Origin of the sequence: Sphingomonas crocodyli (assembly GCF_004005865.1) — a bacterium.
Lineage (GTDB): Bacteria > Pseudomonadota > Alphaproteobacteria > Sphingomonadales > Sphingomonadaceae > Rhizorhabdus > Rhizorhabdus crocodyli.
Genome location: NZ_SACN01000002.1, coordinates 377,022 through 391,600 on the forward strand (window position 1 = coordinate 377,022; position 14,579 = coordinate 391,600).

The 14,579-nt window shown below is 65.2% G+C and carries 12 protein-coding genes, 1 tRNA gene and 1 pseudogene; 8 read left to right on the top strand and 6 right to left on the bottom strand.

Going from position 1 to position 14,579, the window contains the following annotated elements; genetic code table 11:
• Positions 1-22: 22 nt before the first annotated feature.
• The 4 genes from EOD43_RS16380 to EOD43_RS16395 all read left to right on the top strand — a co-directional run bounded on the left by EOD43_RS16380 (position 23) and on the right by EOD43_RS16395 (position 3,557).
• Positions 23-1,336: a replication-associated recombination protein A gene (locus tag EOD43_RS16380; RefSeq protein ID WP_127745108.1), complete on the top strand. Its 1,314-nt coding sequence runs from the start codon at positions 23-25 to the stop codon at positions 1,334-1,336.
• Positions 1,337-1,460: 124 nt separating this feature from the next.
• The gene (locus tag EOD43_RS16385; RefSeq protein WP_240653272.1) at positions 1,461-1,784 is read left to right on the top strand and encodes an MmcQ/YjbR family DNA-binding protein; all 324 of its coding nucleotides are present in this window, start codon (positions 1,461-1,463) and stop codon (positions 1,782-1,784) included.
• Positions 1,781-2,647, top strand: coding sequence for a hypothetical protein (locus EOD43_RS16390; RefSeq protein ID WP_127745109.1), 867 nt, complete (start codon positions 1,781-1,783; stop codon positions 2,645-2,647). Before EOD43_RS16385 ends, EOD43_RS16390 begins: the two co-directional genes overlap by 4 nt.
• 118 nt (positions 2,648-2,765) lie before the next feature.
• On the top strand, positions 2,766-3,557 hold the full coding sequence (locus EOD43_RS16395) for an SDR family NAD(P)-dependent oxidoreductase (RefSeq protein ID WP_127745110.1): 792 nt from the start codon (positions 2,766-2,768) through the stop codon (positions 3,555-3,557).
• Here EOD43_RS16395 and EOD43_RS16400 read toward each other — a convergent pair whose 3' ends face one another.
• Positions 3,558-4,421, bottom strand: a complete 864-nt coding sequence (locus tag EOD43_RS16400; protein WP_164857279.1) for a helix-turn-helix domain-containing protein — start codon at positions 4,419-4,421, stop codon at positions 3,558-3,560. It lies immediately after the preceding gene.
• Between the two features lie 132 nt (positions 4,422-4,553).
• Between EOD43_RS16400 and EOD43_RS16405 the strand changes: the two genes are divergently transcribed.
• Positions 4,554-4,628: transfer RNA gene (locus EOD43_RS16405), tRNA-Thr, on the top strand.
• Positions 4,629-4,642: 14 nt separating this feature from the next.
• Here the strand turns inward: EOD43_RS16405 and EOD43_RS16410 are convergent.
• Both EOD43_RS16410 and EOD43_RS16415 read right to left on the bottom strand, forming a co-directional pair.
• Positions 4,643-4,921: a hypothetical protein gene (locus EOD43_RS16410; RefSeq protein WP_127745112.1), complete on the bottom strand. Its 279-nt coding sequence runs from the start codon at positions 4,919-4,921 to the stop codon at positions 4,643-4,645.
• A gap of 15 nt (positions 4,922-4,936) precedes the next feature.
• Positions 4,937-6,225, bottom strand: a pseudogene (locus EOD43_RS16415) (OmpP1/FadL family transporter).
• A gap of 150 nt (positions 6,226-6,375) precedes the next feature.
• Between EOD43_RS16415 and EOD43_RS16420 the strand changes: the two are divergent.
• Genes EOD43_RS16420 through EOD43_RS16430 form a run of 3 tightly spaced genes read left to right on the top strand, consistent with a single transcriptional unit; the run spans position 6,376 to position 12,472 of the window.
• The gene (locus EOD43_RS16420; RefSeq protein ID WP_127745113.1) at positions 6,376-8,163 is read left to right on the top strand and encodes a GAF domain-containing protein; all 1,788 of its coding nucleotides are present in this window, start codon (positions 6,376-6,378) and stop codon (positions 8,161-8,163) included.
• Positions 8,160-10,871, top strand: coding sequence for an adenylate/guanylate cyclase domain-containing protein (locus EOD43_RS16425; protein ID WP_127745114.1), 2,712 nt, complete (start codon positions 8,160-8,162; stop codon positions 10,869-10,871). The genes EOD43_RS16420 and EOD43_RS16425 overlap by 4 nt, the downstream gene beginning before the upstream one ends.
• On the top strand, positions 10,868-12,472 hold the full coding sequence (locus EOD43_RS16430) for a hypothetical protein (protein ID WP_127745115.1): 1,605 nt from the start codon (positions 10,868-10,870) through the stop codon (positions 12,470-12,472). Before EOD43_RS16425 ends, EOD43_RS16430 begins: the two co-directional genes overlap by 4 nt.
• Before the next feature lie 13 nt (positions 12,473-12,485).
• Here EOD43_RS16430 and EOD43_RS16435 read toward each other — a convergent pair whose 3' ends face one another.
• The 3 genes from EOD43_RS16435 to EOD43_RS16445 form a co-directional block, all read right to left on the bottom strand.
• Positions 12,486-12,854 carry a hypothetical protein gene (locus EOD43_RS16435; RefSeq protein ID WP_127745116.1) on the bottom strand — a complete coding sequence of 123 codons (369 nt, stop codon included), beginning with the start codon at positions 12,852-12,854 and terminating at the stop codon, positions 12,486-12,488.
• A gap of 79 nt (positions 12,855-12,933) precedes the next feature.
• Positions 12,934-13,797 carry a Coq4 family protein gene (locus EOD43_RS16440; RefSeq protein ID WP_127745117.1) on the bottom strand — a complete coding sequence of 288 codons (864 nt, stop codon included), beginning with the start codon at positions 13,795-13,797 and terminating at the stop codon, positions 12,934-12,936.
• A gap of 19 nt (positions 13,798-13,816) precedes the next feature.
• Complete coding sequence (locus EOD43_RS16445) at positions 13,817-14,476, bottom strand: TetR/AcrR family transcriptional regulator (RefSeq protein ID WP_164857280.1); 660 nt, start codon at positions 14,474-14,476, stop codon at positions 13,817-13,819.
• Positions 14,477-14,579: the final 103 nt, after the last annotated feature.

The window sequence follows — 14,579 nt, forward strand, 5'->3', positions numbered from 1 at the left end:
CGCCCGCCTATATTCGCTGCTGATGGCCGACCTCTTCGCCTCCGATGCACCCGCTCCCGTCCTGTCCGAGTCCGCCCCGCTCGCCGAACGGTTGCGCCCGCAGTCGCTCGATCAGGTGATCGGGCAGGAACATCTCACCGGGCCGGAAGGGGCGATCGGGCGTATGGTCGCGGCGGGGCGGCTCTCGTCGCTCGTCCTGTGGGGGCCGCCGGGCACCGGAAAGACCACGATCGCGCGTCTGCTCGCCGATGCGGTCGGCCTGCGCTTCGCCCCCGTCTCGGCGGTGTTCTCGGGCGTCGCGGACCTCAAGAAGATCTTCGCCGAAGCGCGCGAACATGCGCGCATGGGGCAGCGCACCCTGCTGTTCGTGGACGAGATCCATCGCTTCAACCGCGCGCAGCAGGACAGCTTCCTGCCTTATGTCGAGGACGGCACCGTCGTCCTCGTCGGCGCCACTACCGAAAACCCCTCGTTCGAGCTCAACGCCGCGTTGCTCAGCCGCGCGCAGGTGCTGATCCTCAACCGGCTCGATGCGACCGCGCTGGGCAAGATGGTCGCCCGTGCGGAGGAGGCGGAGGGGCGCGAACTGCCGCTCACGCCCGGCGCGCGCGAGGCGTTGATCGCCTCGGCCGACGGCGACGGGCGCTTCCTGCTCAACCAGGTCGAAACCCTATTCTCGATCGCGATCCCCGAACCGCTCGAACCCGGCCAGTTGGCCGCGCTCCTGCACCGGCGCATGGCGGTGTACGACAAGGATCGGGAGGGGCATTACAACCTCATCTCCGCGCTCCACAAATCGCTGCGCGGCTCCGATCCGCAGGCCGCGCTCTATTACATGGCCCGCATGCTGACGGCGGGCGAACAGCCGCTCTACGTCCTGCGCCGCCTCGTTCGCTTCGCATCCGAAGACATCGGGCTGGCCGATCCGCAGGCGCTCGTCCAATGCCTCGCCGCAAAGGACGCCTATGACTTTCTGGGGTCGCCGGAGGGCGAACTCGCGATCGTGCAGGCGTGCCTCTATCTCGCGACCGCCCCCAAATCGAACGCGGCCTACAAGGCGCAGAAGGCGGCGTTCCGATCGGCCAAGGACACCGGCTCGCTCTCGCCCCCCAAAACCATCCTCAACGCGCCCACCCGGCTGATGAAGGATATCGGCTACGGCAAGGGCTATGCCTATGATCACGACGCCGAGGATGCCTTCTCCGGCGACGATTACTGGCCCGAGGAAATGGGCGCGCAGACCTTCTACGAACCCTCCCCGCGCGGGTTCGAGGCGAAGATTGCCGAGCGGCTCGCCTATTGGGATCGGCTGCGCGCGGAGCGGCGGGGGGAGTGACGGTCCTTCTCCCCCAACCGTTCGTGTCGAGCGAAGTCGAGACACGTTGGTATGCGGGAACATCCCTCGACTTCGCTCGGGACGAGCGGGGGTGGGGATGATGGGATTAAGTTGGGATAAGGTGGTGGCCCACGCGCTCACATTGCCGGGTTCCGAAATGTCGACCTATTATGGTGGCCCCGCGGTCAAGGCGAACGGCAACGCCTTCCTGACGCCGGGGCGCGAGGCGGACAGCTTCCACCTGATGCTCGATCTCGACACGGTCGACATGCTGATGGAAACCGATCCCGACACCTTCTGGCAGACCCCGCATTATGCCGGCTGGCCGGGCCTGCTCGTCCGCTACGCCAGCGCCGATCCAGCGCGTGTGCTGGCGATGATCGAACGGGCGCACGAACGCGCGCTGGCGAAGAAGCCGCCCAAACCGCGCCCGAAGAAGACCAGGTGACCCGCACCTTCACCCGCTTCGCGTGCATCGACTGGTCGGGGCAGGCGGTCGAACGGCCGAAGGGGATTGCGGTCGCAGTGGCCGAGGGGCGCGAGGCCCCGGTGTTGCTCGATCACGCCTGGTCGCGGCAGGACGTGGCCGACTGGCTGATCGAACAGGCTGCGGCGAAGGTGGACCTGCTGGTCGGCTTCGACTTCTCGATGGCTTTGCCCTTCCTCGATGCGGGCGCCTATCTCCCCGGCTGGCCCGACAGCCCCGCCGATGCGCGGGCTTTGTGGGCGGCGATCGACGATCTGTCGGCCAATGATCCGCATCTGGCGGCCGGCGGCTTCGTCGATCATCCCGACATCGCCCGCCACTTCCGCCGCCACGGCGGGCTCGAGGGCGATCTGTTCGGCGGCGGCATGGGCCGGATGCGGCTGACCGAGCGTGCGTGCCGCGAGGGCGGGCATGGCAATGCCGTCTCCTGCTTCAACCTCGTCGGCGCAGCGCAGGTGGGGAAATCGAGCCTCACCGGCATGCGGATGCTGCACAAGCTGGCGGGCCGCGTTCCCGTCTGGCCGTTCGATCCGGTGCCCGACAAAGGCCCGCTAATCGTCGAACTCTACACCAGCATCGCCGCCCGCGCCGCCGGGCTCGGCAAGGGTCGATCCAAGATGCGCGATGCCGCAGCGCTCGCGCTGGCCTTGGCGGGCTGGGGGATCGATGCGCCCGTACTCGCGCGCTATGACGACCATGCGACCGACGCGATCGTCGGCGCCGCCTGGCTCGCGCGAGCGGCTGAAGTGCCGGGGCTGTGGCATCCGTCCGGGTTGACGGATGAGGTCGCTGCGCTCGAGGGCTGGACCTTCGGCGTTCCGTAACCGCGGCATTCCGCCCGATGGGCTCGAAGCCTCAGCGACGCGTGCCTACAAGATGCCGTGACCGCCAAAAGGCGGCGCCAGCCATGATCGGACAGGCAATCGGGGAGGCAAGGGCGTCATGGACAAGAAATTGCAGGGCCGGCGCGCGCTCATTCTGGGCGTGGCGCCCGGCAATCTGGGGGCGGTTATCGCGCGCGCTTATGTCGAACAGGGCGCCGTCGTCACGGTCGCGGGGCGCCGGCCTGATGCGGTGCAGGCGGTCGCAGACGAGATCGGCGCACATTGGCAGCCCTGCGACATCGCCGACGGCGACAGCATCGACGCCGCAGTCTCGCAGGCGGCGAGCGCGATGGGCGGGATCGACATCGGCGTGAACACCGTCGGCTGGGGCCTGCTCAAGCCGTTCCTCGAAACCACGCGCGACGATCTGGATCGGATGGCGGCAATCCAGTTTTCCGGCCCCTTCCAGTTCTTCCAGGCGTTGCTCCGCGCGATGCCCGATGGCGGTTCGATCATCCAGATATCGTCGGTCACGGCGACGATCATGTTCGACGATCACGCCGCCTATATGGGCACGAAGGCGGGGATGGATCACATCATCCGCTGCATCGCGCACGAATTCGGGGATCGCGGCATCCGCGCCAATTCGATCGCGCCGGGCGGTATCGCCGATACGCCGATGTCGGGCGGGGGCATGGCCTTTCCCCCGGTGCATGATCTCTACATGCGCGAAATCCCGCTGCGGCGGCCGGGCGTGGCGGCGGATGTCGCGACGGCGGCGGTCTGGCTGGCCAGCGACGATGCAAGTTTTGTCACCGGTCAGACGCTGCATGTCAGCGGCGGGCAGACGCTGCGTCGCAACCCTTCGCTGGCCGAGGTCGTCGGGTGTTTCAGCCCGCCACCCGCCTGATCAGGCGAGGCCGTTGATCCGGTCGATATAGCGATCGGTGATCCGGCGCAGGATCTGCGCCACCTCGCGCTCGTCGCCGGCGCTGGCGAACAAAGATGGGCCGATCAGCCCGATCGCATAAGGCGAGGCCGCGTGCCGCATCACCAGCGGGACGGCGATCGAGTTGACGGGATTGCCCTCGTCGCCGCGAAACACAGCATAGCCGCGCGATCGCGTCCGTTCGACCGTGCCGATCAGCCCGTCGAACAGCGAAGGGCCGGACGGGCCGAGGCCCAGCCGCTGGATCCGCTGGGTCAGGTCGGCCAGCTGGACATTGCTATATCGGGTCAGGATCGCCGCCGCGAAATTGGTGCTCGGCTGCCAACGGTCGCCCTGATAGCAGACCAGTTCGGCGGGATAGCGTTCGCTCTGCTCGATCCAGCTGCCCGTCACGCGCGCGACCGAATCCATCCAGCAATCATTCTGCTGGGTCAGGACGACCGACGCGCCCGTCTCCGATCGCAGATCGCTCATCATCCTTGCGACGACATCCTCGCCGAAGAAGTTGCGTTCCACGGCGCGGATGTTGGAAACCAGCTTGTAAGACGGCGAATAGAGCTTCTGCTCCACATCGTAATTCAGATAGCCGCTGGCGGCGAGCGTGCGCAGAAGCTCGTCCGCGCTCGAATTGGGGATGCCCAGCGCCTTGCTGAGCGTCGCGGTGCGCACCGGTTCGGCGACCTGCATGAAATAGTCGATCACCTCGACCGCGCGGATGCCGGATTTGACGGTGTTGCGCGGCTTGGTCGCGCTGTTCGCCCGCGCGTCTCGCGGCTCGTTGATATCCTTGTCGCTGCCCGCATTCATGACGGATTGACCTAGCACAGGATCGCCATCGGCCAAGGGGCCGATCCCCGAAAGATGGTCGTGTGAGCCCTAATTGCAAGCCGGCGCGCGCGTTTCGCGTTGACCGGCCCGCCCGGCAAATCTAGGGGAACAGCCGCCCGATGGCGCCTTGCCGGCTTAGCACAGCGGTAGTGCAGCGGTTTTGTAAACCGAAGGTCGGGGGTTCGATCCCCTCAGCCGGCACCATTCACCACAAGGGTTCAGGCGTCGTCCTCATCCTCGCCGTCCATTTCGGCGTCGACCATGTCCATGAACTCGCGCGCGCTGTCGCGCTCATCCTCATCCTCGAAGGCGTCTTCGACGTCGGGGGCAATGCCGAGCATGTACATGAGCGACCACAAGGCGAAGCGCCGCCCTTCGTCCTTCTCAAGCCCGAACTGCAGGCGCAGTCGGTCCGTGCCGGCAACGAGCGCTTCCGGCGGGAGGTCGGCAATGTCCTTGGTGCCGAAGAATTGGACGAGGAGCTGATCGAAATCCATCGGCCGCCCTTACACTCAGAAAGCGAACCTTGCACCTACTCCCAACACGATTGCGTGCGCGTCGGTCGTGCCGTTGGTCAGGATCGAGGTCGCGACCGGGGTTCCTTCGAAGGCGATGGCCTGCCGATCGACGCTTTCCTTGTCGAACAGGATATATTCGGCGGCGACGTCGAGGGTGATCGTCTCGCTCACCTTCGTGCTCGCGCCGGCGGCGAAGGCTGTCCGATTGCCGTCGGGGACGTTGGGGTCGCGGCGGCCGTCCTGCGTGGGCGTCTGATCGCGATAGGCGCCGCCGCGCACGGTGATCTCCGGTTTGATCTGATAATCGAAGCCCGCCGCGACCGTCCAAGTGTCACGATAATCCTCGGGCACGAAGGCGCCCGGCGGAACGGCCAGGCGGATGCGATCGAACTTCGCCCAGCCGAAGCGGCTGACCTGCGCGTTGAGCGTCAGATCGTCGGTCGCCTTCACCCGTACCGCGCCGATGATCTGCCACGGCGTCGTGAAGGTCGCGGTGGTGTCGAACTTGGTGTTCGATGCGGCGAGCGGGCCGAGCAGGCCGGAAATCGTGATGTCGCCATCGAACTTATGCTTGATCGCCGACTTGTAGCTGAGACCCAGGCTCACGCGCTCGCCCACATATTGCGCGCCGACGCTGAAGCCGAGGTCGAGCGCATCGCCCTTCAGCGCCTGCGAACCATCGGGCAGGGTGGCGAGCAGATTGGGCAGCCGCTTCTGGAGCGTCGCGTCGGCATATTCGATGTTCAGGCCCGCGCCGACGCGGAACTGTTCGGTCAGCTTGATGCCGATCGACGGCTGGACGTCGTCGTGATCAGCTTGGTCTTGTCGGCGATATAGCGGGTCCAGCTGTCCGACTTGTAGTCGGTCGTGAGGCTGAAGGGCGAGGAGAGCGCGAGGCCCAGCGTGATGCTGTCGTTCAGCGGCACCGCGATCGAGGCGGAGGGAAGGACACCCTTCTTGGCCGGATTGCCGGGCGTCAGGTCGCCGCCCACGGGCGCTGCGGGCTGGCCGGGGCGCTGGATCAGCGTGCCATTGTCGCGGACATTGGCGTCGGGAAGGATCAACGCGGCGCCGATCGCGGCATGGGTGCGGGTGCTGCCGGCGATCGCCGCCGGGTTCCACCACAGCATGTCCGATCCCTGATCGGCGGCCTCGCCCGAAAAGGCGCGGCCTGCGGCGCGGATCGACTGTTCGGCCAGATAGAAGCTGGTGGCGCTGGCAGGCGCGGCGGCAGAGATGGCCAGGGCGGCAAGGGCCACCCGGCTGCACGACAATATACGCATCGCTACAGTCCCTGTTTTTAGTCCCCAATTGGGCGCGACCCCCGAAACGACATAAGTTAAATCAATGTCTTTCGCTAGTCGGCACTGGACAAATGCGGCGCTTCTCTATCAAATCCGCGCCGCAACTGAGATCGACATGGGGGTCTCGACATGCGGGTACGCTTTTGGGGCACGCGCGGATCGCTCGCAAAGCCCGGACCGTCGACGTTACGTTATGGCGGCAACACATCGTGTGTCGAGGTGGTCTCCCTTGGGGGAACCCGGCTGGTAATCGATTGCGGTACCGGCGGGCATGAACTTGGCAATGCGATCATGGCGGAGGGAAAGCCTTCGCGTGGTCATATGCTGATCAGCCACACCCATTGGGATCATATTCAGGGCATCCCCTTTTTCACGCCCTTCTTCGTGCCGGGGCATGAATGGGATCTCTATGCGCCGCAGGGCTTTCAGGAATCGCTGAAAGACGCGCTCGCGGGGCAGATGGAATATACCTATTTCCCGATCACGCTCGACGCGTTCGGGGGCAAGCTGCGCTACCACAATCTGGGCGAGGGCAGCTTCACGATCGACGATGTGACGATCCACACCCGCTACCTGAACCACCCCGCGCTCACGGTCGCCTTCCGGCTGGAGGCGGGCGGTGCGGTGGTCGTCTATGCGTGCGATCACGAACCCCATTCGCGCGACGTGGCCGATGGCGAAGGCGATCTGTGCGGCGAGGATCTGGCGCATGCCGAGTTCATGCGCGGGGCCGATTTGATCATCCACGACGCGCAATATATCGCGCCCGAATTTGCGGCGAAGCGCGGCTGGGGCCATTCGACGGTCGAATATGCTTTGCGCGTCGGGCGCGAGGCGGGCGCGCGCAAGCTGGCGCTGACGCACCATGATCCGTCGCGGCATGACGGCGCGGTCGACGATGTGATGGCGCAGCTTTCGGCGAGCGCGCAGCCCAACGATCCCGAACTGTTCGCCGCCGCCGAAGGCATGGTGATCGACGTTTCCCCCGCGCGCACGCCGACCTTGCTGCGGCTGGGGCAGGAGGCGCCGAGCGCGATCCGCGAGGGGACGAGCGCGACGGTGCCGTCGATGCTGCTGATCGCGTCCGATCCCTCGATCGCCGAACGGATCGGCAAGGCCGTCGCCGACGAACCCGTCCACCTGAGCTATGCCCCGATCGCCGAGGAAAGCGTCAAGCTGGCCCGCCGCCGCGTGCCATCGCTGCTGCTCGCCGAGGCCGCGACGCCCGGTCTTTTCGATCTGGTCGACAAGATCGTGCGTGATGCGGGGCATGATGTGCCGCTGGTGCTGATCGGGGGCGAAGGCCCGCCGGGCGGCGGCGCAGTCGATCGGCTGGAGGAGCCGTGGTCGGTCGAATATGCGCGCACCCGCATCCGCACCTGGCTGCTGCGGGCCGAGGCGCATTGGGAACGCCCGCCTATCCCCGAGGACGAGGCCGATCGCATCGCGGCGCTCCACGCGCTCGACATTCTCGATACCCCGCAGGAGGAACGGTTCGATCGCCACACCCGGCTCGCGGCCGCTTTGTTCCGCGTGCCCGTGTCGCTGATCAGCATCGTCGACAGCGATCGGCAATGGTTCAAATCCTGCTTCGGCGCCGACCTGACCGAAACGCCGCGCGAGGTGAGCTTCTGCGCGCATGCGGTGGCGGCGCGATCGATGCTGATCGTGCCCGATACGCTCAAGGATGCGCGCTTCCGCGATCATCCGATGGTGCAGGGCGGACCGCGCCTGCGCTTCTATGCGGGCGCGCCGATTTATGCGCCGGGCGGGCAGCCGATCGGAACATTGTGCGTCATCGATACGCGGCCGCGCGTGATGACCGATGAGGAACAGTCTCTTTTGCGTGATCTGGCGGGCATGATCGAAAGCGAGATGGACATGGCCCGCACGGTCGATATCGCCTCCGTGCGATGACCGCGCTCGAATCCATATCGCTCAAGCCCCCCCCGCCGCCCGAAAAGGGCAGCGGCAGTTCGAAGGCTTTGTTCCGCCGGCTGTTCTGGCTTTACCAAGGCGGCTGCGCGGCAGCGATCGTGATCGTGATGTTCCTCGCCTTTCTGGGTGAGGAGTTCACGCTCTATCAGTGGATCGTCCTGTCGCTGATGACCCCGTTGGTCGTCGCCGGATACAATATCCCCGACGTCGTGATGATCACGCGCCACCACAGGCCGATCGGCCGCGCGCTCGACATTCTCGATCGCGGCGAACGGCCGTCGATGGATGTGCTGGGGGAGGCGGTGGTCGCCGCGCTCAACCTGCCCTTCTATTCGTTCATGCGGGTAACGTTCGTGCACGGCCCGCTGGTGACGATCCTGGTCGCGATCGTGTTGCCTGGCGCCAACCTGCTGTTCGGCACCGAATATCAGACGTGGCAGATCCTGGCCTTCTGCGCGACGACGATGTTCTTCGCGTCGCCCACCCACGCGATCTTCGAATATTTCGGGGTCAGCCGGGTGATGGTGCCCGTGATCGTGCGGCTGTCGAGCGCGATGGGCGGGGTGCTGCCGCCCGATTATCAGGCGCGGCTGGTGTCGATCCGGCTCAAGAGCAAATTGCTCTATCTGGCGATATTCGTGACCGCGCTGCCGCTGATTTTCTTCGGCCTGTCGATGGTGTTCAAGGTGGAACGGATGCTGCGCTTGTCGGGCATCCAACCGACCGTGGGGCAGATGGCGCCCTTCTACATCTGGATCGCGGGCGTGCTGCTCGTCTGCGTGATGGGTTCGGTGATCATGGCGCTGCTGACCGCGCAGGAAGTGTCGCGTTCGGCTAGCCTGCTGGTCAGCGGGATGCGCGACGTCGAACTCGGCAATCTCGAGGATGTCCGGATCGAGGTCGTTTCGACCGACGAATATGCCGACATCTTCCGCGGCTTCGAACTGATGCTGGAGGCGTTGCGCGAGGAGCAGTTGATCCTTGCGATCAGCAACGATTTGGCGGGCGAGCTCCAACTGGACCTGCTGATCGCGCGGATCATGCGGGCGACCACCGAATTGCTCAATGCCGAGCGATCGACCCTGTTCGTCTATGATCCCAAGACCGACGAACTCGTCTCGCTCTTTGCCGAAGGCGATCTGGTCCACGAAATCCGCATTCCATCCGACACCGGCATTGCGGGCGCGGTGTTCCGATCGGGCGTGTCGGAAAATATCACCGATCCCTATGCCGACCCGCGCTTCAACGCCTCGGTCGATCGCGAAACGGGCTTCCATACCGAAACCATCCTCTGCCACCCGATCTTCAACAAGCAGGGCGGCTGCGTCGGCGTGACGCAGGTGCTCAACAAGCATGGCGGTGGCGGCTTCACGTCGAAGGATGAGGCGCGGCTGCGCGCCTTCTCCGCGCAGATCGCGGTGTGCCTGGAAAATGCCCGGCTGTTCGATGACGTGCTGAGCATGAAGAATTATAACGAGAGCATCCTCAAATCGACGTCGAACGGGGTGATCACCTTCGATGACGAGGATCGCATCGTCACCACCAACGAGGCCGCCCGTCGCCTGCTGGGCGTCAGCGACACGCTGGCCGGCGTGCCTGCGCGCGAGGCGTTCAGCGGGGTGAATGCGTGGATCGCCGAGCAGCTGGAGCGATCCGATCGCGCCAAGGAATCGGCGCTCGCGGTCGATGCGGAGATCAAGCGTTCGGATGCCAGCGCCGCCTCGGTCAACCTGACGGCTGCGCCTTTGATCGACGCGAACGAGGCGGTGATCGGATCGATGCTCGTGCTCGAGGACATCACCGCCGAAAAACGCGTCCGATCCACAATGGCCCGCTACATGTCGAAGGAGGTCGCCGATCAGCTGTTGGAGGCGGGCGAGGACGAACTGACGGGTAAGGACCAGACCGTCTCGATCCTTTTCTCCGACGTGCGCGGCTTCACCACGATCGCGGAGACGATCGGCGCGCGCGGCACCGTCGCGATGCTCAACGAATATTTCACCGAGATGGTCGACGTCATCTTCGAACATGGCGGCATCCTCGACAAATATATCGGCGATGCGATCATGGCGTTGTTCGGCGCGCCGTTTGCGGGGCAGGACGATGCCGACAATGCGGTGCGCACGGCGAACCAGATGCTGGTCGAACTCGCCGCGCTCAATGCGCGCCGCACGGCCGACGGATCGAAGCCGCTCGACATCGGGCTGGGGATCAGCACCGGCGACGTGATCGTCGGCAATATCGGCTCGGTGAAGCGCATGGAGTACACCGTCATCGGCGATAACGTGAACCTCGCCTCGCGGCTGGAGGGGGCGAACAAATATTATGGATCGAAGATCCTGTTCTCCGAATTTACCAAGCGCGGGCTGACCGCCGATCATCTGACCCGCGAGATCGATCTGATCCGGGTGAAGGGGAAGGATTTCCCCGTCGCGGTGCACGAGGCGCTGGGCTATCGTGCGGCCGAACTCGATCGGGGGCTCGGTCTGATGCTCGAACGTTATGCGACTGGTATCGCCGCTTATCGCGCACGCGCCTGGGGCGACGCGCAGGATAGCTTCCGCATGGCGCTGGAGGCGATGCCCGGCGACGGCCCCTCGGCCATGTATCTCGACCGCGCGAAAACCTTCGCGGCGACCCCGCCGGCGGCGGACTGGGATGGCGTCTGGACGCTGACCAGCAAATGACATCGACAGCCACCGGCCGTCCCGCGGCGGCTCTTGTCGTGCGCGGCGTGATCTCGCTCGCCGTCGCGCTGATCTTCGCGATCCTGCTGTGGCGCGCTGTGCAGCGGCCGCTGTGGATCGACGAACTGATGGCGATGATCAACTATCCGATCGGAAGCCTGTCGGGCCTGTTCGCGCCGCTACCCTATTATTCGCAGGCAGCGCCACCACTGTTCAACCTGATCTGTTCGGCCATCGCCGCGCTGGCTCCGGCGATGGCGCGATTGGTGCTGGCGGTGGCGATCTTCGGCGGGTTGGCGGCGCTCGCCTGGGTGGCCTTCCGCCGCTGGTGGGCGCCGGTTGTCGTGATCGCCTATCCGATCGCGATCCCGTCGCTGTTGGCCTATGCGACCGAGTTAAAATATTACGGCACCGAGACCCTGGGCATCGCCGCGATCACGGCCTGGTTCGTGATGCGCGATCCGGCGAAGCCGCTGCGGTGGCGCGATGTCGTCGTGCTGATCGTCGGTATGGCGTGCGGGATTTCCACGGTCATCCTATCAGCGTTGGCGCTGGGGCTTGCGGGCCTTCTGTCGCTGCGTGAGCGGCGGCGGATCGGCCTGAGCGAGCTGGCGATGGCTGTCGTCTTCGGCGCCGTGCTGATCGGATATTATCTGGCGATCCGTTTCGGCACGTCGATCCAGATCCACAATTATCCCGGCAGTTATGGCGGCAAAGGCGCGGTGGCCGGCGCACGAGGCTTCCTGCATGCGATCGATGGACTGCTGACGTCGCGCGGCACCCTGTTGGCACTGGCGGCCGCCGTGATTGCCTGGTTCGGCGATGCGCGCAGCCGCCGCCTGCTGCTGCTCGCGGCCTGCGCACTGGTCGTGCTGCTGGGGCTGGCGGCGACAAATCTCTATCCGGCATCGGAACCCCGCCACGTTGCATGGATAAACGGCATCGTGTTGTTTCTGGTGCTGAACGCCGTGGCGACGCTCATCGCCCGCGGGCAGACGCCGGCGACCTTGGGTGTCGCGGCGCTGATGGCGCTGATCGCGGCCTCCACATTGCCGTCCGCGATCCAGCGCATACGCGATCCCGACGCCGGCACCCGTGCGGCAAGCGATCGGGTTATCGCCTGGCTCGCGACCCAACCGCCCAGTCCCGTCGGCATGTGGCTGGGGACGCAGGCGGCGGTGCAATATTATCGCGGGTTCGTGCCCACCATCGGGCGGCACCGTTATTTTGGCGCGGTCGACCAGAGTTCGGTGCTGGTGCCTGACACGTTGATGGCCAAGTCGTTTCTCGCACAGCCCTATGACGTGATCGCAAACACTATCGAAGCGCGGCGGACCAGGCCGGGTGGATATGCCAACCGCGTCGTCTATCGCCTGGTCGGCGATTATCGCGGTGCGGCGCGATCGATGTTATCCGAAGCGCCGCGAGGCCGGCCCTTCTACATCGCCACGATCCACGCCGATCTGGAAGCGAAGGACCCCCGCAATCTCCGCCGCCGCGACGGCCTGCTGAACGCTTTGGCGGAACGACATTGCCGCTACGATCCGGTTCTCACCGCTCGCAGCGCCTTCGTGCTTCGGGTCTCATGCCCTGCGGCCTGAGTGTGATGCGCGATCAGGGGCAGCGATGAAAGTGGTGCAGCGACCCGTCGGATGACCGCTCGCCCCGTCGGCCGGGTGATGCGGAGACGATGACGGTCGTTTTCGTTTCCGGCGGGCTCACGCGTTCGATCCGTTCTTCGGGACCTATCATGCGTGCTACGACGATTGTCGTCAGCCGATCGCCCTTCAGGCTCCATCGGCCTTCGAAGTCATAGCCGTGGAGACTGCCGTCATCGCTAAAGACGACGTGACTGCCGCCGTGGCAGGTGCCGGGATCCTCCTCCCAACTTCCCGCTATGTCGGCCTTCGAAACGATGGTCGCGGCCGCAGGATGAAGCGGCATGATCGCCGCAAAGGCGAAGGAGGTCAGGGCGTGACGCATGGCCGCGACATAGGCCCGGTCGAAGGAGCGATCCAGTTCCGATGCCGAACCGGATCGCCCTACGCTTTGGTGACGGGCCTCAGCCCTTGCAGAGATCCTCGGTATAATCCCAGCCTTCGGCGGGGCCGAAGGTGATGCCGAGATCCTTCACGATGTCTTCCATCTGCCAGTCATAATAGCTGTCATAATCGACCATGAAGAGCAGGGTCTTGAGGTTCTGCCCGGCTTCGATGCCCCAGCGGGTCGCCTCCAGGATGATGTTCATCGCCTGCGGATAATGCAGGCCAACGCGGGTGAGCAGGGCCACGCTGACGAACTTGTTCGCCATCGTGAGGAAGCTCGCAAACTCGGGCGTGAAATGCTTGTAGGTCGACGCGATGTTCATATAGGCGAGCGCGTGTTCGCCGCCGTGGTTCGGGCCGAAACCGGTCAGCAGGTGCTGCAGATCGTGCGTATGGCCGATCCGCTTCATCAGATAGTCGAGGTCGCTCTTCGGCTCGTAATTGTGGACGAAGTCGGCCTTGTAACCCTTGCCCAGGAACTCGCGCAGCGCGGCGCCCAGCGTGCCGGGCGCGCAATCCTTCACCCGATCGAGGCTGAGATTGACCGGCTTGCGCGCGTCGAGCCAGGCGGCGAATTCGGGGTTCTTCTCACGCTCCTCGGCGATCAGGCGGGTGCCTTCCTGCAGATCGGCGGTGTCGGCCAGCGCGCGCGACATGTTCGGGATGTCGTAGGTCGTCGGCAGATCGTGGCCCATGCGGCGCAGGCTCATCGTCGTGAAGGCGTGCACGTAGAGCGGGCTGTTGAGATATTTGGACGTCGACATCGGCACGCTGCCAGCGACCGGCTCCATGCCCATGCGCATGTAAGCGGCCTGTTCGGCGGTCATGCCGCCTTCGTAATTGCCGGTGTCCTTTTTCTCGATGGTCGTCATCTCGTTCATGGATCTCTCTCCCAGAAATCTAGATCGGTGTTGAAGGGGGTGGCAGCGCCTCGCCGCGTTCGGCCGCGAGCTGGGTCAGCAGCCGCTCGAGCAGCGGGCGATAATCGCAATAGCGTTCGTCGTCGGTCAGCACGGGGCCGAGTGCGCGCAGCGTAGGAAAGCGATCCTCCGGCGCTTCGAGCAGGGCGCGCGTGACCTTGACGCGGCGGGTTTCACCCTGCCGTTCCCATGCGCGCGCCATCGCGCCGGACACGGCGGTGCCGACCGCGATCCGCCCGCTTTCGCGGCACAGTTCGAACGCCTTTTCGGGGGTGAAGCCGCGCGCGACGAGCAGGGCGACGACGGTTTCGAGCGCGTACAGCCCTTCTTCGGGGCCGACCGCGCCGGATACGACCAGCCGCAGCAATTCGGGTTCGCTGGCCAGCAGTTCATAATCATGCGCGGCATTGGCGCGAATGATGTCGGCCCAGTGCTGCCCCTGTTCCTGGATTGCGGGCCGTTCGGACAGTGCGACCGCGACGAGGCTGTAAAGCTCGTCCTTATTCTCGACATAGGTGTAGATCGTGCCGACGCCGACGCCGAGCCGCATGGCGACCGCGCTGATGCTCAGCTGTTCGAGGCCGAGTTCCTTGCCCGCCTCGATCACCTGCCGCAGCGTCAGCGAGCGCGGACGCCCCACCGAACGCCGCGCCTGTCCACGCGCTTCTGATCCACCCTCTTGCATGAGTCGCGAAATACGGACCCTATTTCCGAAAGGCAATTGGAAATTGGTTTCCGAATGG

What these genes read in the sequence shown, in the direction of transcription:
- EOD43_RS16380 (WP_127745108.1), top strand. Translation starts at nt 23, where the DNA reads ATGGCCGACCTCTTCGCCTCCGATGCACCCGCTCCCGTCCTGTCCGAG.
- EOD43_RS16395 (WP_127745110.1), top strand. Translation starts at nt 2,766, where the DNA reads ATGGACAAGAAATTGCAGGGCCGGCGCGCGCTCATTCTGGGCGTGGCG.
- EOD43_RS16410 (WP_127745112.1), bottom strand. Translation starts at nt 4,921, where the DNA reads ATGGATTTCGATCAGCTCCTCGTCCAATTCTTCGGCACCAAGGACATT.
- EOD43_RS16420 (WP_127745113.1), top strand. Translation starts at nt 6,376, where the DNA reads ATGCGGGTACGCTTTTGGGGCACGCGCGGATCGCTCGCAAAGCCCGGA.
- EOD43_RS16425 (WP_127745114.1), top strand. Translation starts at nt 8,160, where the DNA reads ATGACCGCGCTCGAATCCATATCGCTCAAGCCCCCCCCGCCGCCCGAA.
- EOD43_RS16430 (WP_127745115.1), top strand. Translation starts at nt 10,868, where the DNA reads ATGACATCGACAGCCACCGGCCGTCCCGCGGCGGCTCTTGTCGTGCGC.
- EOD43_RS16435 (WP_127745116.1), bottom strand. Translation starts at nt 12,854, where the DNA reads ATGCGTCACGCCCTGACCTCCTTCGCCTTTGCGGCGATCATGCCGCTT.
- EOD43_RS16440 (WP_127745117.1), bottom strand. Translation starts at nt 13,797, where the DNA reads ATGAACGAGATGACGACCATCGAGAAAAAGGACACCGGCAATTACGAA.